This is a genomic window from Bradyrhizobium pachyrhizi, from assembly GCF_029714545.1.
Lineage (GTDB): Bacteria > Pseudomonadota > Alphaproteobacteria > Rhizobiales > Xanthobacteraceae > Bradyrhizobium > Bradyrhizobium pachyrhizi.
The window spans coordinates 6,228,942-6,251,393 of sequence record NZ_CP121667.1 but is presented as its reverse complement, the minus strand read 5'-3'; the positions used below and the strand labels follow the sequence as shown (position 1 = coordinate 6,251,393).

Below are 22,452 nucleotides of genomic sequence, written 5' to 3'. Positions count from 1 at the left end.
GATGATCGTCTGGGTCACAGGCGCGAATGGGTTCATCGGCCGTCATCTCGTGCATGAGCTGGCGGGAGCGGGCCATGCGGTGCACGGCGTCGGGCACGGCGCACTCGATGCAGCGGAATCCCGGCGGCTTGGTTTGCAGAGCTGGATCAACGGTGAAATCGACGCGGCCAATCTCAATGCGCTCGCGGCCGCGCACGGGCTACCGGCGCAGATCTTTCATTTGGCCGGCGGATCGTCGGTCGGCATCTCGATCGAGCGGCCGTTCGAGGACTTTTCGCGCACCGTGGCGAGCACCGCGCGGCTGCTCGAATGGCTGCGCGGATCCGCGCCGAACTGCGCCGTGATCGCGGCGTCAAGTGCGGCCGTCTATGGAGCCGACCATGTCGGCCCGATCGCTGAAAGCGCGATCGCAACTCCGATGTCGCCCTATGGGAAGCACAAGTTGATGATGGAGCAATTGTGCGGGAGCTACGCGCAGTCGTTTGGCATCCGCTGCACGATCGTGCGGCTGTTCTCGGTCTATGGACCCAATTTGCGCAAGCAGCTGCTCTGGGACATCTGCTCGCGGCTGGCGGCCAAGGAGCAGGTGCTCACGCTTGGCGGGACGGGCAACGAAATCCGCGACTGGACCGACGTGCGTGATGTCGCAAGGCTGCTCGCAAGCGTCGCAACACCGTCGTCGCAGGCGGCCTTCCGGGTCATCAATGGCGGGTCGGGCCGTGGGACCAGCGTTTCCGATATCGCAGCCGGTCTCATCCGGCAGTGGGGCGGCAATACCGTTGTGCGGCACTCGGGCGTAAGCCGGCCCGGCGATCCCCTGAGCCTGTTGGCCGACGATGCCGTGCTGCGTCAGATCGGGTTCGATTGGCGCATTCCGCTCGATCGGGGTCTTGCCGATTACGTGGCCTGGTTCAAGGGGCAGGCTTCGTGACGCCCCGCCCATTGCGGTTCGCGTTCAGTCACATTTCGCGACGGCTTTGGGCCGGCGGCTATAATTATCAGCGCAATCTGTTTGCGGCGCTTGCCAGGTTTCTGCCCGGCGAATTTGTTCCGATTGTCTTTGCCGGGAATAAGGCCGAAGAGAATGAACTCGCGGAGCTTGGCGCGATACCGGGTGTCGAGGTCGTTCGATCGGAGACTTTCGATGGACAGCCAGGGTTGGCCGCGGCACTCGGGCTTGGTCTGGATCGCGGAGCCGCGGCGGCGTTTCGAGGCGCCGGGATCGATGTCGTCGTCGAATCGGCACGTTTCTTTGGTTGGCGGCTCGCGCATCCGGCAGTGGCATGGATTCCGGATTTGCAGCACCGCTCTCTGCCGCAACTGTTTCCAACGACGGCACGCTGGCGCCGCGAGCTTGGCTTTCGCATGCAAATCGCCTCGGGCCGAACCATCATGCTGAGCAGCGAGAGCGCGCTGCGTGATTTCAGGGCCTACTATCCAGGCGCAAGAAACCAGGTCTGCGTCGTTCGCTTCGCGACCCAGCCGCCGGCCGCGTTCCTGAACACGGACCCGGCCGAAGTGATCGGGGCATATCATCTGCCGGCGAACTATTTCTATCTGCCCAATCAGTTCTATCGCCACAAGAACCACAAGCTCGTCGTCGACGCCTTGACGATCCTGAAGGGGCGGGCGATCGACGTGGTGATCTGTGCATCCGGCAGCAAGGAAGACCGGCGCGAGCCGGGCTATTATGATCTGGTCAACTCCGAGATCCAGAAGCGCGGCCTTGAAGCGCAGTTCCGCCACCTAGGCGTTATCCCGCTGCCGCATGTCTACGCGCTGCTGCGCGCTTCAACGGCGCTGATCAACCCATCGCGCTTCGAGGGCTGGAGCACGACCGTCGAGGAGGCGAAATCGTTTGGCGTTCCGATGATCCTGTCCGACATCGACGTGCATCGGGAGCAGACCGCGGGTAGCGCCCGCTATTTCGGCGTCGACGATCCGGTCGCGTTGGCAGACCACCTGATGCAGGCCGCGCAGGACGCTCACGGGCCCATCATTCGGAACGTCGTGCCGCACCAGGACGACAATGTTTGCGCGTTCGCAGCGAGTTTTGCGGCGACAATGCGACAGGCGGCAGGTCAGGATGTCGGTGAACCGATCGAAAGATAGACGGCAAGGTCGAGCGGCAATCGACGGGAAGTGGCGCCATTTCTTCTCATGGTTCTGGACTGGGACGTCGCCTCAGATCGAAGGTGCACTCCTAAAGATCTGGTTGCCTGGGTATTCACATGATTTCGCAAGCTCGGCGAGGCTGCAAGCTTCGCTGGTCCGTGACCGGCCCAGCCGGTAGTGGTGCGTAAAGCTTTCTCCATCCAGCGCCTCGCTCAGCTTGCCGGTAGCCCAATGGCGCCGGGCCCTTTTTATTCGAGGCGATACTTCCTGCCGTTTGTGTTTGGATCGGTATTGTCACTCGATGAAAACATCAGGACGGGAGAGGTTTCGTTGGACATCCGGTAGAGTTTGTAGAGCCCATGGCCTTTCGCCAAGATGTCTTGAAGATCGCTATTGGGTGGACCCAAGGGCTTACCGTCTTCATAGAGGCGAGCATCGTCCAGTCGATTGAGCGGATACTTGACGACGATAGAATATGCATTCCCATGCCACTGGCGGAACGCGCCGCGCAGATGTCTCTCGATCGGCGAGACGGGAAGCAAGTAAAGAAATGCGCTTGATGCGAGAGCGAACAGAGTAGAACCGACCAACACCCGAGTATCGAACGAAAGCTTAGGCTGCATCGGTGCCAGATTCTTCCTAGTTTAGTATGCACGACTAACAGTAGCATAGCTGATGCCAAGGTTGTAGCGGCAGACAAGGGTAGTCATTTTAGAAACTAAAAAGGGCAAGTATACCAAGTACATGGCACGCTTGTCGGCCGAACGCAGAATGCCCTCGATTGGCGGCTCGATCCGATCGCGGAGCGACGATATCGAGCCCGACTTGGGTCATTGACTGCTGCGGAAATGCGCTTCTGATCCCGCTCAGGGAGGCCAGCAGGCACCGCAAGATGTGGGGCGATCGAAATTGGCCACGACCGGTCGAAGTTCCAATCGAGCAAGACAAGATCACTCTGTTGCTGGACCCACGAAGCGAGGTCGGCCTGCCATGAAGATCGAGCTTGTTGAATTTGCGGTCCAGACTTGCCTTGTGTTTTGGTCGCGCGCGGTTCGGCGTCGACTGCCTTCGGTTAAGAAAGCTCGGTGCGGCAAGCTCGCGCAAAATTCAGTCGCGTTTGGCGCCGTTCCGGCTTGGCCGCTCGGAAATGCGAATGCCGATTCTCAGGCATTCGCGGTGCTGCTGCGAATAACCTCGAACGGCAGGGGGGGGACGTTATATTCGGTGATGTCCAGCTTCCAGATATGGTGGTCATCCGTGCCGCCGGCCGGCGCAAATCCAAGCCTCTTGTACAGGTCGCGCACCAATCCGTTCTTGGCGGTGGGGAGGTAGCTGCCCTCCAGCGTGTCGACGCCGTTCAAACGGCAATGGCGGACGAGCTCGGCAATGATGGCTTCCTCAACCCGTCTGCCGAGAACCCGGCAGCTCATCAACCAAGTGTCGATGTCGTAAGTCGTGTCCTTCTTTCGCGCAATGACGACGCCGATAACTCCGTTGTCGCCAAAGCGGTCTCGAAGCCTGATCTGGAAAGTCAAGCAATCCGGCGAACGCGACATCGTCTCGACTTCGGAATGCGTATAGCGACGCGTCGTCAGGTTGAATTGATTGGTCTTGTTGATGAGCTGTGCGATCCGCCCGAGATTGACGGCATCGAACGCGTGGAATTCGATCGTCATGCCGAGCGACGCCAGAAATTCCTCCATGTCGCGAGACTTGGCCGACAGCTCCGCGCGCTGGGCATTTGCCTGATATTGGGCGCCGCGCTGACGATCCTCCTCGGAGAATGTGACGGCCTCGAAATAGCCCGCGTTCAGCAGCGTGCGCGCGTAGAGCGAAGGATCGGCGGGCAGTTCGGGCACGGCTACCATCGGCAACGCCTTTCGCACCTGGCTCCGCTCGGCGGGATTGTCGTCGAGCAGCACCAGGGAATCCAGACCGATATTCAGCGTCTTGGCGATCGCCTCGATGTTGGTCGCCTTGTCGCTCCAGTTGGCCTGAAAGACGGCAATGTGGTCCAGCTTCAGCAACATCTCGGGATGCTCCAGGAAGGGCTGTCGCGCGACCTCATCCGTGTTCTTCGAGGATACCGCCAGGATGACACCGCGATCGCGCAGCTGAAGCGCCGTTCGCTGGATTTCGGAGAAGGCTTCTCCTACCCCATCGCCCTGTCCGAGAACGATGCCTTCCAATCCGTCGTCGCCAATCGTGCCACCCCAGACCGTGTTATCGAGGTCGAGCACGAGGCATTTGCGGGCGTTGCCGCGGATCGCGCCAAGAAGGCGTCCAACATACTCAACGTAGATCGGCACCATCGTTTGCGCGAATGGCAACTTGTAGAGATTCCACTGGACGGGATTGTGCCAGTTCTGGGTTCCGATCGATTCCGCCAACGCGGCGACATCGAGTATGTAGTCACCTCGCTTCGCGGCGAGCTCGCGAAGCCCGTCGTTGAAATCCTGAATCTGGCGGCGCATCGACATGGATACTTGGGCGTCCATGCTTCCGAACAGCGGTTGCGGAGGGCAGGCTACGGTCTGAAAAATGACCGGCACCCCGGCGCCGCGCTCGAGACCTTCACGTATCATACCCACGTAGTCGAGGGCAGACTGGTCTGACGGGCCGTTGCCCCCGCTGCTGAGGGGCAATCCGTGGAAATCGAGCGCTAGCAGAACGGCGTCGGGCTTGGAGGAGTTGATCGCGGAGGATGGATCGAGCGCTTCCTGCACAACCTGATCGTAATCAGCCTGAGTCACGCGGAGCAGGACGCCGTGACGCGCGGCGCCTGCGGCGAGGGCAGGGGCGAACAGACAGGTTGTACCGTTACCCAGCAATCCGAGATGAAACTCGCGAAGCGGCGAAAGCGCCTTCTTCTTGGTTCGCGCGCGCTCTATGCTCTTCGAAAGGCGGGTGAGCTGATCGGTATTGAGGCACTTGGTGGCGAGCGCGACGATATCGGCTCCGTTCGGGTCGTCGGAGGCATCAACTGCGTTACAGAGCGACTTGAAGTCCGCCGGCGGCGTCTCTAACCAGGGCAGTTCTTGAAGCTGAAGCGTCATGGCGTCGACCCCGGGATGGTGTCATTCATCTAGCAGTTTAGATCCGGCGGTGCCGCTCGCTATCAACCTCTCACCCGCGTAAACCCGAAACTTCAGGCTGACGGTATGGGTGGATTGCGACACGTGCGTTAGCTCGCCGTTGAAAGTCGCTTCCTCGTCAATGTAGAGCGGCTGATTAAAGTCGATCCGCCAGCTCGTCGCCAGCCCGAGGTCGCCCGGCAAGTGCATTCCGACCAGATGCGAAAGTCTGGCGACCGTGAGCGCGCCGTACACCACGGGCCCCGCGAATCCGCGGCTCCGCGCGAATTCGGAATCGATATGAATGCGGCTCGAATCTCCCGACAGCTTTCGGAAGGTATCCATCTCGCTCTGACCGATCCGGAACGGAAGCGAGACGGTCATGCCTTCCTTAAGCTCGTTCCACAGCAGCACTCGTGGCTTTTCGCTCAACGCGCGGCTCGCTGGCGAATGACGTTGACGAACTCGCCGACGTTCTTCAGGGCGGCAACCTCGCCAGTCGAGAACTGGATCTTGAACTCCACCTCAACAGCGACGACCAGCCGAATATTGCTGAGGCTGTCCCACGCCGGCACTTCTGCCGCGGTCATTTCCGGATGGGGCGTTAGCGTGTCGTCGTCGAAAACGTCCCGGAAAATCGGCGTAAGGCGGGAATAAATTTCCTCGTCAGTCATCACAATCGTCCCATGATTTGGGTGAGTCGGCGGCGTCGAAATTGCAAAGCAAGCCCCGTAAAATCCGCCTTTTCGGCGCGAGAACTAGCAGATGGCACCGGCATTCACAAGGCTCCCTCACCGCCTGCCGATCATGGCGTCCAGGGGCGGGCCCAGTTCCGCGCTCAGTTGCGCGTAGCCGGCCTTGTCGAGATGGACGTGATCGAGGAATTCGGACGCTGGAAGGGTAGCGAGCGGCCCAACGTAAACTCGATCCGGAGGACGCGGCGAGATGATTTGCACAAGTTGAGCCTGGAGTTCGGCGAACTTTTGCTGCGGAAGCAGGTCGGGCAATACTTTGGGGTTCTCGGTCGCGTAGAAGATCAGCGTGGGCTGCTTTGCCTCCGACACGCGGCGCAGGATCCGATCCAGGGCTTGTCGCTGTGGGTTATCGGGGGCCAGATCGATCTTCTCGTACCGCGCCCGTGCGCGCATCAGGAGCACGACATCGCCAAGCTCGTCGCCCGTGGCCCCGGTCGAGCCTTGCAGTCGCTTGTCCGCTGCATCGCGCAGGCCCATCAGGAAGTTGAAGGGACTGCCGTCGAACCACAGGGCTTGGAGAAAGTCGCGAGACCGGTACAGAAACCACCAGTTGACGAGGGCGTCGTGGCTCCATCCGGTAATTCCGCTAGTCCCCTTGCCGGTGGAATAGGTACCGTTGGCATCCACCGACAGAGTGTCCAACCAGAGACGGGTTCTGGTTTCGCCTTCACGATCGAAATCCCGGGAGAAGGACCGCAGGCTCAGATCGAACACGATGGCATCCGGCTTCGAGGGCAGCACGATGCGCACAAGGTTCTCAAGATCGGTCGGAAGCGTTCCGTTCATGCCGAAGTTGGCGACGAGTACCTTTTGACCGGGATGCTTTTCGGCAAGCCAATTCTGCAACTGGCTCGACAGGGTGTGCGCCTGCCAGGCGGTATCGCCTTTGTCCCGCATGGCCCGGCCGAAGATCAGGGAATCGCCCAGAACGGCAACCTTCACTCCGTCAAATTTCCGAAACTCCTCGAGCTTGGCATAAAGAGCTGCCGGTGACTGGACGTCGATCGTTGTCTGAAAGATGCCGCTGGCTGGGGCGGCCACGCGCAAGACCACATCCAGGCAGGCCAGTATCGCGACCAGCGCGGCAACCGTCACTCCCAAACGCGAGAGGACGTCTTTGCCTCGGTATCCCTTTGTTTTTGGAGCTTCAACCATCAGCGCTCAGAAATTCTGGTAGACGAACAGCGCCTGGCCGGTGTTCGATAGCAGCACGATGATGGCGATCTTCGCGGCCAGCCACACGATCTTGAGAATGTCGTCGCGTCCCAATGTCATGGATATAGCCCCAGCATCTTGCCGTAGATCGCGCCCCACTCCGAGTAGGACTTGAGCCAAAGGATCAGCGTTGTCGAGACGAATGCGTAGACGAGAAAGCGGCGGAGGTAGATCGAAGGCCCGGTGGCGACCGGCCCCTTCTTGACGCCGACATATTTGCGGACGAGCTGGCTCGCAACCAGGGCTCCGCCGTGAACCGTGCCGAAGGCCAGAAAGCCCCACGTCACCCCATGCCAAAGCGCGATCAGGATCATCGAGAGGAAGTAAACGGCCGAAATCAGGGCAAACTGAATGCGGCGTGGCGCCTTCTTGATGACAATGAAGTTGAGTGGCGTGAAGACATAGTCCCTGACGAGCGTGCTGAGCGAAATATGCCACCGATTCCAGAATTCCTGGATCGTCGTTGAATCGAACGGACGATTGAAGTTTTCAATCAACCGGAAGCCCATCAGCGAGGCCGTGCCGATCACGATGTCGCAATAGCCGCTAAAATCGAGATAGATCAGGCCAAGCTGAGCCAGGGCCCCGACCCACAACATCGGCCCCGACATTTGCGTGGCATTGTCGAATGAAAAGATGCCGAACGCCGAGAGATTGTCGGCGATGACGAACTTCTTGATCATCCCGTTGGCGATGCGATGAAGCGCAGGAATGACTGCCTTGGAATCGAAGACGGGAGATGCCAGCTGCTGCTCAAAGCTCCGATAACGCTCGATCGGGCCGGCCAGCAATGCAGGAAAGAACAGGACGTAGGTGCAGAACCGAAGGAAGCTCGGCCTTTCGATGAATTCCACTTCCATCAGGTAGCTCACGCAACGGAACACCATGTAGGAAATGCCGATGATGTGGACCGGCATGTAATGGAACGGGTTGGCCCCTCCCAACAGCCGAGGGTCTCGCGCGAGAAACAGGAAGATCCAGAGCAACGCTACGGCGAGCAGCTGCGCTTCCATGGTAAAGCGCGCGCCGCGTTGCTTGCGAAACAGGCCGATCCCGTATGAAACGGCAAGGAAGCCGGCCAGGACGATGATCGACGCCGGATCGAATCCGAAGCTGATGAAGAATGCGAAGCTCAGCAGCAGCAGGGCGACACTGCGCGCCATCTGCAGATTAACGGCGCAGCAGATGATGATGGCGGCCGCCGATATGTACAGAAACTCGAAGCTGTTCAGGGAGGGCCCGCTAACGACGGCGGCCGCTGATTGGAAAAGCATGGCATCCCTTCTCGACGCAACGAGTCCCTAGCGGGGCCGCCGTCCAACAGCCACGCAATTGATCGTCAGGCGGTCCTTCAGGCAGCGCTCGAGGCGATAGCCGGTCATCGGGAACAACTCGCTCTTCTCGATCTCAAAACCCGCGGACGTCATGAGGTCGATCATCTCCGACGGCTTGTCGATGAGGTAGAGATGATCGGGAGCAGGGCTGTTGGCGGGCATGTTCACGAGGATCCTTCCGCCGGGCTTCAGATAGCGGATGAGAGACCGCAGGGCCTTGAGCGGGTCCTCAAGGTGCTCAAGCAACTCGCTCACGACGATGCTGTCGAAGCTGTCGCGTTGATCGGGGGCGTCGAACATGTCCTGCCGGACCAGCTCGACCTCGTCACTGACGCCGATCACTTCCAGCGTGCGCCGCGTGGCCGCGATGGCGCCTTCGCTGACGTCCCAGCCCACGATCGAGCCAGACCGAGGGTCCGTTGCCGTCAGATAGAGCAGCGCGCCATGGCCGGGCCCCACCTCAAGATGACGGTATCCTTCCGGGAGCATCGGCAGGAACTGGCTCCGATAGAAGGTCAGCGCGCAGGCATGGTTGTGCCAGAACACGCCCGACAGCAGCAGCCCGTTCATGTATTTTTCCATGACGTCGGGCTTCGAGTAGACGTCGCGAACGGCCTCGCTGAATTTGGAGCGCTCATAGCGTCCATTGCGCCGGAAGAACAATTCGGCTTCCAGGATCATGTTCTCGCAGAAGTACCGGTAGTCGTGGCAAATCTTGTCGATGGTCCCGAAGTGATGCAGCGCGATCTTGGTGACGAGCTGCGACGATGCCTCGGTGTCGCGCATGACCTCGGCCGACCTGTTGCCGAGACTGGTCGCCAGGGTGGCCTCGTGCTGGGGCCACGCGGCAATCTGTCGCTCAACCAGTGCTGAAAGGTAGGGATACGCAGCAATATCGATCTCTGCGATTCTAGACCGCCGCACGATGTCCGTGGAACCAGTCACTTGACCACCCTTTGGTTGAAAACATCGCCCTTCTGACATAGCCGGGCTTGTCCGTGCAAGGCCTTGAATTGGGATAATTCTTCTCGACGGCCGGGCCGGAGGGCATCTCGGATGCCGTCGGCCAATTGATAGCTTGACGGAGCCAAAAAGCTCAGCCAGATAGCCCCAAAGTCAAGGGCCGCAACATGAAAAGCCGCTTCCCAAGCGCATTTGGTCTGCTGCACCAGGCCGTTATCATGGGGACACTGTCGTTGGCAGGAATTTCCTCCGCCTTCGCGGCCGCCGCGCCACTTGTAGTAGAGAAAGAACACCGGGTGGCGGCGGCTAAGGACGCCCGCCTCATCCTCGTGTTGGACTTGAAGCCGAACCTCGGCGATCTGCAAAAATCCGGTGCGGAGGCTTCGGATCTCATCAGGGCCACCGCCGCTCGCTACGCCAAGGATTATCTGGCGCAACCCGAGTTCAGCTCAAGCCCAAAAGTCGTGGTTTATTTGATCTCGGTCGAAAGCATGGATGAGTACAACCGCGCCAAGTTCGACGGCATGAAGCGGTACGGCACCATCGCCTTCGAGAAGAAGGGCGACGAGGTCGTGCTAACAGAAGACAAGCTCTCCTTCAGCCCATAGGCCTTCAGGTCTTTCCCTGGGACATCACCTGCTCAACATGACGAGTTCGAAGCTTAGAAGAACGGTCGCTGGTGTCATCTTGGTCGTCGCGATTTGCGGCGGCATAGCGGCAACAGTCGAGAAGACGCGCAGATACATCAATCAGCGAGTTGATCGCATGTTGGCTGAACGCAACCCGCCCAAGCCGGAAATTCCCCCACCTCCGCCGCCTCCGCCGCCCCCTCCGCCTGCTCCAACGCAATCGGCCTTCGACAAGAAGGCGGAGATTGAGCTTCACCAATTGTCCGCGCGCGTCGCGACGCTGGAGTCGCTGCTGGCTGGCGCCGGAGGCACGCTCGTCGAGCATGCGCCGGATGCGAGTGAGTATCGCGGGCGAGGCGCACCGGTTTTTGCGATGCTTGATGCCGTGGGGCCCTATCGCAAGAACGGACTCTTCGAGATATACGGCGGTAGTTTTCGCGAAAGACGCTCTGGCCCAATCAGCGTCACCGAGGCGGATTTCGAGATCACCCATGGACAGGCGTGGCTGATCTGGTCACCCGACTTCACTCCGGCGAGGGACGCTACCCATTTACAGATCAAGTTCGCGGCCCCTCCGACGACAGGCAAGCTGACGGTCGGATTCATTCTCAATGACGGACAATCTCTTGCCTGGGTGGTGGACCTGCCTGCCAAGACCTCGGAGCCGGCAGGTTTGCTTCCGCCGGTTCTTCTCGACGACATCGTCACGCGTGCCAACAATGCGCAGGTGGTCGGAGACATAAAGCTGTCCGGGAGCCAGGTGACCGTCCCGTTACCTCCCAACCTGCTACTGAACCTCCGAAACGGTCAGACGAAGGCGATCTCGCAATGGTTCGTGAAGGTCGATGGTGCGGCCGGAACGACCATGCGCTTTCAGACGCTCGCTCTCGTTCGGCCGGCGCCGGCGCCAACCAGCAACGGCGTCGCCTTGGCGGGCAAGGTCGTCGGGGGTGCCATTGCGCCGAACACTTCGATCGAATTGTTGGAGGAATCCGGCGCCACGAGAAAAGGAGTGCTCGCGGCGGACGGTGCCTTCGCCTTCACCGCGGTGGATCCGACGAAACCGGTATCCCTTCGTCTAAGACGCGAAGAGTTCGAGCATTCCGCAACACTCGGTCGATGGTTTGTTCCATCCTACGATCGCAACGATCTCGTCATTGACGTGCGTCCGATCTACGTCAACGAGGACGGCCATGCCCCTGATTCAGCGCGCGCGAAGTTCATAGGCGCCCGCAAGCCGTCTCCGTATGCCGCATTCTACGAACCGCATAGCCGGCAATACTGGCCAGGCGCCGGCACGGTCCAGGAGTACGATTCGACCACATTCGTGAACAATCAGGGTTACGTCGATCGCGACCGCTTTTTCGACAATCCCGATAACTGCGTCCGTCTTGCCAGCACGGGCGGCAGCGATATGGTTGCCCTTCAGGTCCGCCCCTTCGAAAAGATCAATATTCTTCTCGAGGAAAGTCTCGGCATCGCCTTGCATCGATGTGTCGAGGTGATCTCCGCTGCGACCGACAATGGCGACATCGGTACGAACTATCCCAGAATTCGAGACTATACGTCGAAGTTCGGAGTTCAGGGCACTTTGGTATCGGTACTTGCGGGACTGGTCTCCCAGGTCAGCCCAACGATGCTCCGCGATGGATTGGGATTCGATCCGGAGAACAGCCCGCTTCCGAATTTTCTCCATGATGCGAGCGGTGCATTGACCTTCCGGACCGCTTCACCGGTTTTTGCGGTTTTCACCGTCAAGCCGACGCTGCCGGAATACGTCAAGGGAATTCCATTCGGCACGACGTTGACCGTGCCTTTCGATGTCATGCCGCAACCCGGCAAGGAGGCGTTCCAGTACTGGACTGAAATCGTCTCCTATATCGAGAAGCACCATCCCGGTCAGAATTTCATATTCCATACCGGCGTTGATCAGGCGCAGTGCCGAAACAATTGTGAGATCACGCTGACCTTGGCCGACGGCACCAAAGTTGCCGCGGGCGCAAAGGGCTTTGTCAGAAATGTAACAGAGTACTGCGCCAAGAACGGATACACCTGCGTGAACCCCAACTTCTCCGAGAAATACGGGGAAGTGCCGAGGCTGCTGACGTTCCAATACGATGGGCATTACTCGAAGCTCGGACATCAGTGGCTTGCACAGGAGCTGACGGCGCCATTGACCAAGATCCTTTCCGATACGTCGAGATGATAAAGCCGGGCGCCTATCTGATTGTCTTGCGCCTGATTGTAGCGCTCGGATGTGGTGCGCTCGGCCCGGCATCGGCGTTTGCTGCTGATGACGGGAAACCGGATACTCCGGTTCGCGTGTTGCCGTACCCGTTCTCGCATATCGTCAGCTTTGCCGCAGATACCGACGCGCTTCGTCCCTGGCACGGCGCTGCCATTCACCGCTTCTTCAATGAAGAACTCGGTTTGACGATATCGGATTCGCTTTGGCCGCAAGGTCGTGAGGAAATTTCGGCATTTTTTGTCGGCCCGGGACAGCTGAATCGATATCCCTCGGGCATCGGCTCAGAGCCCACTTTTGCCCTGCTTCTGCGGGAGTGGCATCGCGGAAACATCGACCATTTTCACAGCTGGCACGAGGACAGTCCGTTACCGTTTCGAACGGAGATCCAGCCGCCGCTTTCCCTGTCCGCGGCACGATCGAGCCTGAGTATGTCTTCTGCCGGCCTGCCGCCTCAGCCGAGCCGCAACGTGAGATTCTACTTCTCCGCGGCTCCGCCCGCCGACCTTTCGATCATGTTGCACGACAGCCAAGGTCGATCGACCATTTTTGGTCCAGGAGACGTCGTTCGCGGACAAAGGATTCAATTTGAAGTCGGATCGCTCGGCTGGATCGTCGAGGTGATCGTCCCGCTGCAATCCAACAGCGTGACGCGGCCTGTCGATCCGATGGCGATCGACCGGATCGAGTTTATCGCACCGTCCTGCGCGACCGGATGTGCCGTTTCCCTCACCAGAGTAGAGCGTGATCACTTCAGCCGGTACACGGTACTATCCGAAATGCCGTGGCTGGAAGCTTGGAACGTTCGCCCTGCAATTCTGACGTCCCATGGCGGCAACACGCTTATTCAGGACTTCGGCGTTCCGGGACAGGTTGCGAAGTTTGTTGCGTTCGACAATCCCGCCCTCGTCGATACGCATGCCCCGCTGGCTGACCAGAAGCAAAGCCATGCCTACCATTCCGACCTTTTGAGGAAGCTTGGTGTGCTCGCGGTCTGGTCCTATTTTCCTGCCGATGGGAAGGACATTTTCGCTCTTCCTGACGGACCCGAAGTCCAGCACGGGCTCCTGCCGCTCTCGTCGACTTACGAGCAGCTCTATAATCTGCCCCGCGCGTCACCGCCGCAATTGGACACCAGTAGCGAAGACAAGTTTGATGCGTCGGCGCGAGTCTCGCTCTCGGATATCCCCGAGGGCGAGAGGAAGGAGCTCTATTGCGGGCCGAACTGCAACGTGTCGCAGGGCAATGCCCTCGCAATGCTGATTGCCTCTCACCTTCAGTCGATCAACCGGGGCAAGAAAGTGAAAGGCTTGATTTACACCCATTTCGGCTCCGAAGACGGAACCGCGGTTTTTCGAGCCTCGCCGGAGGAGGCGGTGACGCCGGCCGTTCGGAAATGGATGCGGCGGTTCGCCAACTATGTCTATGACTTCGATGGCTCGATCGGTACCGGCCGGCGCGTCTGGTCGCCTCCGGCGAGCACATGGGTTCGTTACCAGGTGATGCATTCCAACATCGTCCCTCACCTGGTCGTTGACGGGTCCACGGTCTCGATCACGCCGTGGACAGATCCGGTCACGCAAACAACCTGGCCCGATCTGCGGGCCGGCACGCGCGACCTTCACGGGCTCACAGTTTACGTTCCGGACGTCGAGCGTGCCTCGGTGAGGATCGGTGGGAAGGAGACGCAATCATTTACTCGCAACCCGCCGGATGAAACCGGCAGGACGTCGATCACATTGGTCGACGATCAGGTGCCGACCCCGATCATCGGCCGAGTTTCTTTGAAGGACCGCGCACGCGTCGAAGCCATATCCGGTCAATTTACTGACCTATCGGAAGCCAATTCCCACGTCAGCCTTGGAACCGATCAAGCCGGCGGCGCAGGCGTCGTTATCAAGCCCTGGAGGCTCGACCTCTGGAACACGAGCCACCTGCAGCTTGCCGTGCGCAAGCATTGTATGAGCAAGAATAGCGCGGGCTGTCTTGAATCCCGTTTCAAGATCGAACTGCTGATGCAGGACGGCGGCACGGTTTCCATTCTGGAAGGTCAGGCGCCGGATCGGCGCATGTCATCCAGCACGTGGTCCGTTCCGCGTTTGAAGAAGCTCGACGAGTGGGTATCGCATACGCTCGACGTGACACAGCTGGCGTGGTCCAAGTTCATCGACGAGGGCGACGACTGGCGTCGGCCAGGCCTCCCGCTCGGAAGGGTCAAGGAGGTGAGGGTGTCGCTGACGAACGCGCCTGCCGGCACGATGCTCGACGTGCAAAATTTCAGGGCCTTGCGGCCCTCCGGAAACGGTCAGGCTCCGGATGGCACCAAATTGATCGCGGGCCGCGTCACCCTGGACGGCTGGATGCCGGCGCCGGGAGTGGAAGTTCGAGTGGCGACAGAATCCGGACACACCACCACCACCGCGACCGATCAAGACGGGTACTATTTCTTCCCGGGTCAACCGAATGGGAAGATCGTGAGCATCCGTGCTCAACTGGGCTCGCGGCAGTGCTTCCCAAGGCAGGGGCGCCGCATCGAGATCGGCAAGGACGAGGCCGAGCTCGACATTGAGTTAGGGGAAAGCCAGCACCTCTCGAAGAAATCGTCGCTGTCTCCATTCAACACCGTCACCAACGCTGAACAAGCTTGCGAAACGATGCCGGAGCTTTTGGCGCAAGAGCGGTAGCGGCCGCGGCCAATGTCGGCTGTCTGATGTGTCGGGCGAGGAGCCCTTCACCATTGGAGTGTTCTGGTGCAGTTGAACTGCCTGCCTTAACTGGCGTTCGAGATCAATTCGAAGGCGCTGTTGGGATCTTCGTACGCACTAAGCATAGCCTTGGCGATTAGCTTCGGGTTGTGCCACCGCTCGACATAGAGCCGCGATGCCTGGCCACGGATCGGCCACTCAGATCGTCGATCAAGAACGGAGGCAATGGCTTCTACAAGGTTTCCCGGGTTCAACCTGTAGACGGGCAATTCGCGCTTGATAGCGTCTGGAACGAAAGCCATGTCTTCTTCTCTGATATAGCATGCGACCGGCTTTCCCATCGCCATCATCTCGACCGCGAATCCTCCGTACCAGCCAGCTAGCACCTGGTCGATTGCGAGATCTGCCGACCGATAGATCTCGAGCGCTCGCTCATGACTCGTTTTTTCGACAAGAACGAGGTCGAAGTCGTACCGCGATCGCAACTGTTCGAGGGCGCTCAGGATCATCGGTGTTCCCTTGATCCGTCCGGCAGTTGGAGCATGAACGATCTTCGGCCGCCCTTGCTTGGCAGGCAGTGCAACGTCGAACTTCTCGATCTCGACATTCGAATAAGGCAGAAACCGACCATGCGGTACGATGTGTCCAAGCTCCGGGTTAAGATAGAAGACCCGATCGAATAGCGGCAGGACCTTTTCGATCAGGAAGTGGCGTCGATGGTCGAGCGCATCCGTACATCTCTGATACAGCTCGCAATGTTGCGGGGCACACATCGTCCATTCGTTCCGCACGTTGCCTTCGCCCGCCAGCCGGACGTCACAACCTTGCAGCGTCATGAACAGCTTCTTGTTGAACAGGCGCGCGACATGCAGGTCCACAGCTGACAGCCTGTTGACCACGTCCGTTAGTCGCGATGCCCCGGAAAGCAACGATCCAGGTGCAGAAAGCGGAAAGCCTGGCGACAGAAAAGTCTGTCCAAAATAGAAATGAAGAACATCGTAGCGCCATTGGCTCGTTAGACCGAACGACGTGCTGCGAATGGCCGTCTGAAGAAATCCCGTGTTCTTTGCAGATAGCACCCGATCCGCCGAGTATCCGAGCCACGTGTCGTTTCGAACGACGACGTCGCTGGACGCGCCCAGCTGCCGTTCGGCGCGGGACAACACCCAAGGCTGATTCCCAACATTGACTGGCCCGTGCAGGATTTTCATAGGCGCGCATTCAGGCCAACTGAGCGGGGGCGACGGCTGCAGAGACTAGGAGTCATGATCATGTTTAGCGAACTCGCCGACTTGCTTCGTTAGGCTTGCCTGCAGATCCCCGGGAAGATCGGCGGTTTCACAATAGAGCCTTCCGAGCCTCGCCGCGACCGCCTGCAAGCTGTAATGTCTTTCGACATAGCGACGTCCCGCCTTGCCGATGGCATTCAAGTCGAGTTCACCCCGCAAGCATCGCTTCAACACATCATAGATTTCGTCAGGACGCGTGTTGATGATCGGACAGGTTGCCGGATCGATCATCATTTGGTCTCCACGCAGAAAGCACAGAACCGGCTTGGCCATCGCCATCGCCTCCAGGGCTGTATAGCCGTGAAAGCCAGCGACGAACTGATCCGCAACAATGTGCGATGCACCAAAAAGCTCGATGACTTTCTTGTTGGGAGCTCCCTGGACGGAAATCAGCTCGATCTTCTGGCCTTCTTTCACTAGCCGATCAATCGCCTCGACCAGAAGCCGAGTTCCCTTGAAGTGCCCGTGGTTCGGCGCATGTGCCACTTTCAGCACGTCGCCGGGTTTGTAGACTTGCGGCTTTGCGACCATTTTGCTTGCGTCAATCGGCCAGTAGTGCATATCTCGGCAGCCGGGTACATACGTCACCATGTCCCCCATGGCGATCTGCGCAGTCGCACGGCCCTTCAGCCGGTCGATCGACGAGCTATGCATCTCTGTCGAGCAAACGCAGAATTTGCCCGGGGCCGGGCATTCTTCGCACAAGTTTGGATGGCCGAGTTCGAGCGTTGATTCCCTTGCTCGGACGTCGGCACCATAGGCATAGGTATACAATCGCTTTCCCGACCGGAAGAGGAGATCGAGCTCTTCAGGGTTGATGCCATAGCGTCCGTCGCTCAGCATCAGGCCACGGTCATAGAAGTAATTGAAGATATCGAAGCGTAGCAGAGCCCACGCAAGAATTAGGCGGCGAAACAGGCCAAGACCTTTTCGGCTACGCATCAGCCGAAGGAATCCCTCGATCAGGATGAGATTGATGTCGAATGACCTGGTTACATAGTACGTGTTGAATACAAGCGACGACGAGCGAAACCCCAACATTCGATCGCAGCGCGCGAGAAGCGGCAAGGTGAGGATCGGAGTGGAAGCCCACAAGGTGCGCACCTTTCCCTTCGCAAGACGCTTCTCGGTGGCGCGCCGAGCCGCGCCAACGAGCGCGCGAGTGGCGAGACCTGCGATAGCAGATTGATTTGGCCGGAGAGCTTCGACGTCGTTGGAGGGAAGGGTGCCTTCCTTCAGGGACGTCGGTCGGATTGGGTCAATCTTGTTCACTCGGGATCCGATGGATGACAACTCAACGCCAGCCAGGAGCTTTTAGCACAGGTCTAGTTCGAAGCGGCTATGCGAGGGCTGTACTCGAAATTGGTCGTGCGATGCAGCTTGCACTTCCGGTCAATTTTCATGGCCAACCCGCTGCTTACCTTATCAGCCGCTCTGCGAAAACGAATTCTGGGTGCCGTTCGGCCTAGCCCCCGCAGGCGATGGAGGAGCTGCGGCGGCCGACCATCGTTATCTCGAGTTTCAGCAGCGCAGGAAACAGCCTTCGGTTGGTCCGGGAACGTTGACGTTCAGTACATGAACAGGCTAAGACAGCGCCAACTCGTTCCAAATGCGCACATATTCTGACGCTGCGGTTATACCGGGCTCCGCCATCGAATCAATCTGGATAGGCATTTCGTGTGCGGCATATTTGGCCTCGTAGATAAGACCGGGCCCGTCGATGCCCGCCAAGTGGACCAGCTGACCGATCTCGTTGCCCACCGCGGTCCGGATGGGCGGGGAGTAAGGGTCAACGGGAATGTCGGGTTGGGACACCGGCGACTGGCCATCATCGATCTGACCGATGATGGCGCACAGCCGATGCGTGACAAGCGGCTTCCCGTCTGGATCACGTATAATGGTGAGATCTACAACTATATAGAGCTCCGCACTGAGCTCGAGGCTCTCGGATACAACTTCCACTCGGCCTCGGACACCGAGGTTCTGCTGACAGCCTATATCTGCTGGGGCACGGAGTGCCTCGAACATTTCAATGGCATGTGGTCGTTTGCGATCCACGACGAACGCGACAACACGTTATTTTGCGCCCGCGACCGGTTCGGCGTAAAGCCGTTCTACTATGTCAACACGGCGACGCAGTTCGCGTTTGGCTCGGAGATCCGCCAGCTTCTTCCGTTGATCGAACGCCCGATCGCGGATGATGATCTGATCAACGATTTCCTTGTTTGCGGCATGACCGACCATACCAATCGGACTTTCTTCAAAGGCGTCGAGAAGCTGGCTCCCGGGCATCGGATGCGCGTCGACGTGAAGACAGGTCAAGTCGAAATCGAGCGCTATTATTCGCTTGCTCCGGGTTTGACCGTGGCGGACGAGGGCAATGCAGCGAGATTGCTGCGGGAGCTGCTTGACGACGCGACGCGTCTGCGTCTGCGTTCGGATGTTCGTGTCGGAACCTGCTTGTCGGGGGGGCTGGATAGTTCGAGCGTCGCGGCGCTGGCCGCGCGACGCTATGCGTCAGGCTCCAATGAGCGCTTCTTTGCCATCACTGCCGTGAGTGAGCAGGCGAGCAACAACGAAGAGGCGTACGCGGCGGAGGTCGCGGAAAGCGCGGAGTTGAACTGGCTGCGAGCCAAGCCAACCTACCAGGATTTCGCGTCGACGGCGGAGACGTTGCTCGAGGTCCAGGAGGAGCCGTTCGCAGGCCCTTCGATCATGATGCAGTATGAGGTAATGAAGACCGCGCGATCGAATGGTATCATCGTGCTGCTCGACGGCCAGGGCGGTGACGAAACCTTGTTGGGGTACCATCGCTACTATGCTGCCTGGCTGCTCGACCATCTTGGCAGCGGCGGCGTCCGTGGATTTTTATCCGCATTTGGCGCCGCCACGCGCACGGGTATTTCACGTGCGCGATTGCTGATGTATTTGTTTGGTGCCAGTTCGGCGCGCATACGTGCTGCCTATTATCGCTTGCGCTATGCTTTCCTGAAGAAGCCCGACTTGCCCGAACCGCTTCACCGCTTTGCGGCCAAGACGAGGGATGCGCAGGGCATGCAAGTGCTGGAGATTACCGAAACCAATCTACCCATGCTGCTACGTTTCGAAGACAAGAACTCCATGAGGTTCGGTATCGAAACGCGACTTCCGTTTATTGACTATCGCTTCGTCGAGTTTGCTCTGGCTCTTCCAACGCGCATCAAGTTGAACAAGGGTTGGGCAAAATGGCCTCTCCGCGCAGCCATGAACGATCTTCTGCCGGCCAGCATCAGCTGGCGGAGGGACAAGATTGGTTTTGCTGCCCCCGACCAGATATGGCTCACCCGACACTCGGCCACAATGTATGACAAGGTGATCGCAAGCGAGCTTTTGGCCCGCTATGTCGACATGCCGAAGCTCAAGAGGAAATTTCATCGGCTCGACCTCGGAATGCGCTGGAGGCTTTATTGCGTCGCGCTCTGGGGTGAGCGCTTTCGGGTCGAAGCTCCATGAGCCCTGATGGTTCCTGGATGTCATCGTTGCTGCCGACGGTTGTCGATCCGTCGGCGGATTTTCTCCGGGCGGACTTATGAACATTTGGCTGCTGCATCCCTTTGCCGGAGGGCCGAGCTTGGGGCGCCACTATCGTCCGTTCTGGTTGGCGGACGCCTGGGGAAAGATGGGGCATCAGGTGGTGGTCGTCAGCGCCGCCTTCCATCATCTGCACAGGCAGCCGCGCGTTCCTGGGCCGCAACGGATCAATGACGTCGACTACTGGTTTCTCGACACACCGCGCTATAGCAATGGCAGCCTGGGGCGACTTCGGAACAACCTGAGCTTTGGGCCTGCCTTCCGCTCAGCTGCGGCTGCAATCGCCGCGCAGTTCGGTAAACCGGGTCTGATGATTGCGTCGAGTCCACACCTGTTCTTCATCTCGGCGGCGCATCAGATTGCGAGACAGTTCGATGCCAGGTTCTGGGTGGAGATTCGCGACCTCTGGCCAGAGAGCATCGTGGCGCTTGGAATGACCCCAGCCTGGCATCCCCTGATGAAGGTGCTCGGCTGGAAGGAGCGCTCCGCCTATCGTGCGGCAGATCGCGTGATTTGTCTGCTGGCCGGGGCAGAAGCCCATATGCGGGCGCGTGGCTTGCCGGCCGGCAAGTTCTCGTGGATTCCCAATGGAGTGTCCGACGACGAAATACAGAGCGCGTTGACGATCGAGAACTTGAAGCACCCGTTGATCGACCGCATTAATCTGCTGAAGCAACAGGGCAAGCGAGTCGTCCTTTACGCTGGCGGCATGGGTCCCCCGAACGCCGTGGAGGCCATTCTCGATGCGGCTGCCATTCTCGGCAAAACAAACTCCGAGATCTATTTCGTAATGATCGGTTCAGGCACTTCGCGCGACGCGTTGAGACAGCGCGCGGCCTCGCTTGCCAATGTAGAGTTTCGTAATGAAGTCGATCGAGCGGTCGTGCATGGCATGCTGCACGCTGCCGACTGCGCGGTCGTTGCCTTCCACAAGAACGCGCTCTACCACCATGGCATCAGCCCCAACAAGCTGTTCGACTATTGCCTCTTCGCGCCGCGCAGCGTCATGGCCTGCGAAGAGCGAGCGATCGCCGGACTCGAGGATTTGGTGACCGCACGATGCGCGCCGGACGATCCGGATGCGCTTGCCGCGTCCCTGCGCACTGCCCTGGACGGTCCGTCGCGTCCGCGGGGCGACCGGGTGGCGGTCGCGCGGCGCTACAGCTATTCAGCCCTTGCGGCGCAATATCTAGACAATCCAAATGATCGGGCTTGAAGTGTGACCATCGTGACGCATCGATTAGAGGAATTCCTTTTCTAATCAGTAGGTTGCCGTGTTCATGGCGTGAACGAATTTGCTTGACGTTCATGGGGTGAACGCGCTAATCAGCCGCCAGTGGGGATAGGCGTAATGGCGGGCATTCTACCGACGGATGAGAATGACAGTGATCGGCTTGTGCTTGGGCTGCTCACGTCCCTCGAGGCGGACGGCGCGCAATCGCAGCGACGTATCGCAGCCGAATTGGGCGTCGCCCTCGGCCTCGTTAACGCTTACCTGAAGCGGGCGATCAAGAAGGGCTTCGTCAAGGTCGGTCAGGCGCCCGCGCGGCGATATGCCTACTACCTCACGCCGCAGGGCTTCTCCGAGAAATCGCGACTAACCGTCCAATTTCTGTCGGACTCCTTTTCGCTCTTCCGCAAGGCGAAGGAGGAATACGGTAGGCTGTTTGAGCGTGCGCAGGCGCGTGGCTTCAGGCGGGTTGTGCTTGCCGGACAATCGGACCTTTGTGAAATCGCGATCCTGTGCGCGGTCGATGGGCCGGTCTCGATCCTTGCGATTGTCGACCCTGATGCAAACGCGACCCGGTTCGTTGGGGTCAAGGTAGTTTCGTCCTATGCGTTGGTGGGCGAGCCGATTGATGCAGTTGTTGTGACGCATTTGACCGCAGCGCGAAGTGTATTCGACAACGCAGTCAGCAACTTCGGGGCGGAGAAAGTCCTTGCGCCTGATCTGCTGGGCTTGCATCCAAAGCAGTCGCTAGGGACGTGACGGTCATGGAACTCGGCACCCGCTGGTACGTCGTCCAGACGCAAGTCAATGCTGAAGCAAAGGCGGCCGCCAACCTCGGGCGACAGGGGTTTTCCATCTATTTCCCCCGGTATCTGAAGCGCCGCAGTCATGCCAGGAAGGTGGAGACTGTGCCGCGCCCATTGTTTCCGCGTTATCTTTTTGTCGGAATCGATCTCGCGGCTCAGCGGTGGCGCGCCATTCAATCGACGCTCGGCGTGTCACATCTTGTGTGCGTGGGAGATCGGCCCGCCGTGGTGCAAAACGGCGCCGTCGATGCCTTGAAGGCGCGCGAGGACGAGGCCGGCTTCATCACGCTTGCGCGCAGGCCGGCTTTCTCGCCAGGGGATAAGGTGCGAATTGTCGAAGGTGCGTTCGTCGACAGCCTGGCGCTCGTTGAAGACGCCAGCGATCACCACCGCGTTGCGGTTCTCTTGAACCTACTGGGACGCGAGGTTCGTGTTCTTGTCGGGACGGAACTGATCGCTGCGGCGTAAGTGCGTCTGCTGCCGGCAGGCGTCATGGACATGTTTGGCTTGGGCGTGACATT

General features: G+C 59.3%; 18 protein-coding genes. 9 read left to right on the top strand and 9 right to left on the bottom strand.

Annotated elements, in window-relative coordinates:
- Position 1 precedes the first annotated feature (1 nt).
- Together QA639_RS29645 and QA639_RS29640 are read left to right on the top strand one after the other, a co-directional pair.
- Entirely contained in the window at positions 2-931 is a 930-nt protein-coding gene (locus QA639_RS29645; RefSeq protein ID WP_157345138.1) for an NAD-dependent epimerase/dehydratase family protein, read from the top strand.
- Positions 865-2,112 (top strand): glycosyltransferase family 4 protein, encoded by a 1,248-nt coding sequence (locus QA639_RS29640; RefSeq protein ID WP_244978608.1) that lies wholly within the window; start codon positions 865-867, stop codon positions 2,110-2,112. The genes QA639_RS29645 and QA639_RS29640 overlap by 67 nt, the downstream gene beginning before the upstream one ends.
- Positions 2,113-2,363: 251 nt before the next feature.
- Here the strand turns inward: QA639_RS29640 and QA639_RS29635 are convergent, their stop codons facing one another.
- The 7 genes from QA639_RS29635 to QA639_RS29605 all read right to left on the bottom strand — a co-directional run bounded on the left by QA639_RS29635 (position 2,364) and on the right by QA639_RS29605 (position 9,438).
- Complete coding sequence (locus tag QA639_RS29635; RefSeq protein ID WP_244978607.1) at positions 2,364-2,738, bottom strand: hypothetical protein; 375 nt, start codon at positions 2,736-2,738, stop codon at positions 2,364-2,366.
- A 540-nt stretch (positions 2,739-3,278) separates the two neighbouring features.
- On the bottom strand, positions 3,279-5,171 hold the full coding sequence (locus QA639_RS29630) for an HAD-IIIC family phosphatase (protein ID WP_157345136.1): 1,893 nt from the start codon (positions 5,169-5,171) through the stop codon (positions 3,279-3,281).
- Positions 5,172-5,192: 21 nt separating this feature from the next.
- Positions 5,193-5,621 (bottom strand): MaoC/PaaZ C-terminal domain-containing protein, encoded by a 429-nt coding sequence (locus QA639_RS29625; protein ID WP_157345133.1) that lies wholly within the window; start codon positions 5,619-5,621, stop codon positions 5,193-5,195.
- Positions 5,618-5,863 carry an acyl carrier protein gene (locus QA639_RS29620; RefSeq protein ID WP_157345131.1) on the bottom strand — a complete coding sequence of 82 codons (246 nt, stop codon included), beginning with the start codon at positions 5,861-5,863 and terminating at the stop codon, positions 5,618-5,620. Before QA639_RS29620 ends, QA639_RS29625 begins: the two co-directional genes overlap by 4 nt.
- A gap of 117 nt (positions 5,864-5,980) precedes the next feature.
- Positions 5,981-7,099 (bottom strand): SGNH/GDSL hydrolase family protein, encoded by a 1,119-nt coding sequence (locus tag QA639_RS29615; RefSeq protein ID WP_157345129.1) that lies wholly within the window; start codon positions 7,097-7,099, stop codon positions 5,981-5,983.
- A 116-nt stretch (positions 7,100-7,215) separates the two neighbouring features.
- Positions 7,216-8,433 (bottom strand): MBOAT family O-acyltransferase, encoded by a 1,218-nt coding sequence (locus QA639_RS29610; protein WP_157345127.1) that lies wholly within the window; start codon positions 8,431-8,433, stop codon positions 7,216-7,218.
- Between the two features lie 27 nt (positions 8,434-8,460).
- Entirely contained in the window at positions 8,461-9,438 is a 978-nt protein-coding gene (locus tag QA639_RS29605) for a class I SAM-dependent methyltransferase (RefSeq protein ID WP_157345125.1), read from the bottom strand.
- Between the two features lie 185 nt (positions 9,439-9,623).
- Between QA639_RS29605 and QA639_RS29600 the strand changes: the two genes are divergently transcribed.
- From QA639_RS29600 to QA639_RS29590, 3 genes are read left to right on the top strand one after another with little or no spacing between them, the layout of a single operon-like run.
- The gene (locus QA639_RS29600) at positions 9,624-10,064 is read left to right on the top strand and encodes a hypothetical protein (protein ID WP_157345123.1); all 441 of its coding nucleotides are present in this window, start codon (positions 9,624-9,626) and stop codon (positions 10,062-10,064) included.
- Positions 10,065-10,101: 37 nt separating this feature from the next.
- Positions 10,102-12,291, top strand: coding sequence for a hypothetical protein (locus QA639_RS29595; RefSeq protein WP_283087873.1), 2,190 nt, complete (start codon positions 10,102-10,104; stop codon positions 12,289-12,291).
- A complete protein-coding gene (locus QA639_RS29590; RefSeq protein ID WP_283087872.1) occupies positions 12,288-15,014 on the top strand; it encodes a carboxypeptidase-like regulatory domain-containing protein in 2,727 nt (908 codons plus the stop codon). Before QA639_RS29595 ends, QA639_RS29590 begins: the two co-directional genes overlap by 4 nt.
- 86 nt (positions 15,015-15,100) lie before the next feature.
- Here QA639_RS29590 and QA639_RS29585 read toward each other — a convergent pair whose 3' ends face one another.
- Both QA639_RS29585 and QA639_RS29580 read right to left on the bottom strand, forming a co-directional pair.
- Positions 15,101-16,246 carry a glycosyltransferase gene (locus QA639_RS29585; RefSeq protein WP_283087871.1) on the bottom strand — a complete coding sequence of 382 codons (1,146 nt, stop codon included), beginning with the start codon at positions 16,244-16,246 and terminating at the stop codon, positions 15,101-15,103.
- Positions 16,247-16,291: 45 nt separating this feature from the next.
- Entirely contained in the window at positions 16,292-17,596 is a 1,305-nt protein-coding gene (locus QA639_RS29580) for a glycosyltransferase family protein (RefSeq protein ID WP_157343024.1), read from the bottom strand.
- Between the two features lie 459 nt (positions 17,597-18,055).
- On the opposite strand from QA639_RS29580, the gene asnB reads away from it, so the two are divergent.
- The 4 genes from asnB to nusG all read left to right on the top strand — a co-directional run bounded on the left by asnB (position 18,056) and on the right by nusG (position 22,399).
- Positions 18,056-19,816 (top strand): asparagine synthase (glutamine-hydrolyzing), encoded by a 1,761-nt coding sequence (asnB, locus tag QA639_RS29575; RefSeq protein WP_283087870.1) that lies wholly within the window; start codon positions 18,056-18,058, stop codon positions 19,814-19,816.
- A 76-nt stretch (positions 19,817-19,892) separates the two neighbouring features.
- On the top strand, positions 19,893-21,110 hold the full coding sequence (locus tag QA639_RS29570; RefSeq protein WP_157343028.1) for a glycosyltransferase family 4 protein: 1,218 nt from the start codon (positions 19,893-19,895) through the stop codon (positions 21,108-21,110).
- A gap of 135 nt (positions 21,111-21,245) precedes the next feature.
- Positions 21,246-21,884: a winged helix-turn-helix transcriptional regulator gene (locus tag QA639_RS29565; RefSeq protein WP_157343030.1), complete on the top strand. Its 639-nt coding sequence runs from the start codon at positions 21,246-21,248 to the stop codon at positions 21,882-21,884.
- A 5-nt stretch (positions 21,885-21,889) separates the two neighbouring features.
- A complete protein-coding gene (nusG, locus tag QA639_RS29560) occupies positions 21,890-22,399 on the top strand; it encodes a transcription termination/antitermination protein NusG (RefSeq protein ID WP_157343031.1) in 510 nt (169 codons plus the stop codon).
- Positions 22,400-22,452 lie beyond the last annotated feature (53 nt).

Excerpts from the sequence above, each read along its gene's own strand:
- QA639_RS29615 (WP_157345129.1), bottom strand. The coding sequence starts at position 7,099 with ATGGTTGAAGCTCCAAAAACAAAGGGATACCGAGGCAAAGACGTCCTC.
- QA639_RS29565 (WP_157343030.1), top strand. The coding sequence starts at position 21,246 with ATGGCGGGCATTCTACCGACGGATGAGAATGACAGTGATCGGCTTGTG.
- QA639_RS29585 (WP_283087871.1), bottom strand. The coding sequence starts at position 16,246 with ATGAAAATCCTGCACGGGCCAGTCAATGTTGGGAATCAGCCTTGGGTG.
- QA639_RS29610 (WP_157345127.1), bottom strand. The coding sequence starts at position 8,433 with ATGCTTTTCCAATCAGCGGCCGCCGTCGTTAGCGGGCCCTCCCTGAAC.
- QA639_RS29570 (WP_157343028.1), top strand. The coding sequence starts at position 19,893 with ATGAACATTTGGCTGCTGCATCCCTTTGCCGGAGGGCCGAGCTTGGGG.
- QA639_RS29635 (WP_244978607.1), bottom strand. The coding sequence starts at position 2,738 with ATGCAGCCTAAGCTTTCGTTCGATACTCGGGTGTTGGTCGGTTCTACT.
- QA639_RS29600 (WP_157345123.1), top strand. The coding sequence starts at position 9,624 with ATGAAAAGCCGCTTCCCAAGCGCATTTGGTCTGCTGCACCAGGCCGTT.
- QA639_RS29590 (WP_283087872.1), top strand. The coding sequence starts at position 12,288 with ATGATAAAGCCGGGCGCCTATCTGATTGTCTTGCGCCTGATTGTAGCG.
- nusG (WP_157343031.1), top strand. The coding sequence starts at position 21,890 with ATGGAACTCGGCACCCGCTGGTACGTCGTCCAGACGCAAGTCAATGCT.
- QA639_RS29620 (WP_157345131.1), bottom strand. The coding sequence starts at position 5,863 with ATGACTGACGAGGAAATTTATTCCCGCCTTACGCCGATTTTCCGGGAC.
- QA639_RS29645 (WP_157345138.1), top strand. The coding sequence starts at position 2 with ATGATCGTCTGGGTCACAGGCGCGAATGGGTTCATCGGCCGTCATCTC.
- QA639_RS29595 (WP_283087873.1), top strand. The coding sequence starts at position 10,102 with ATGACGAGTTCGAAGCTTAGAAGAACGGTCGCTGGTGTCATCTTGGTC.
- QA639_RS29630 (WP_157345136.1), bottom strand. The coding sequence starts at position 5,171 with ATGACGCTTCAGCTTCAAGAACTGCCCTGGTTAGAGACGCCGCCGGCG.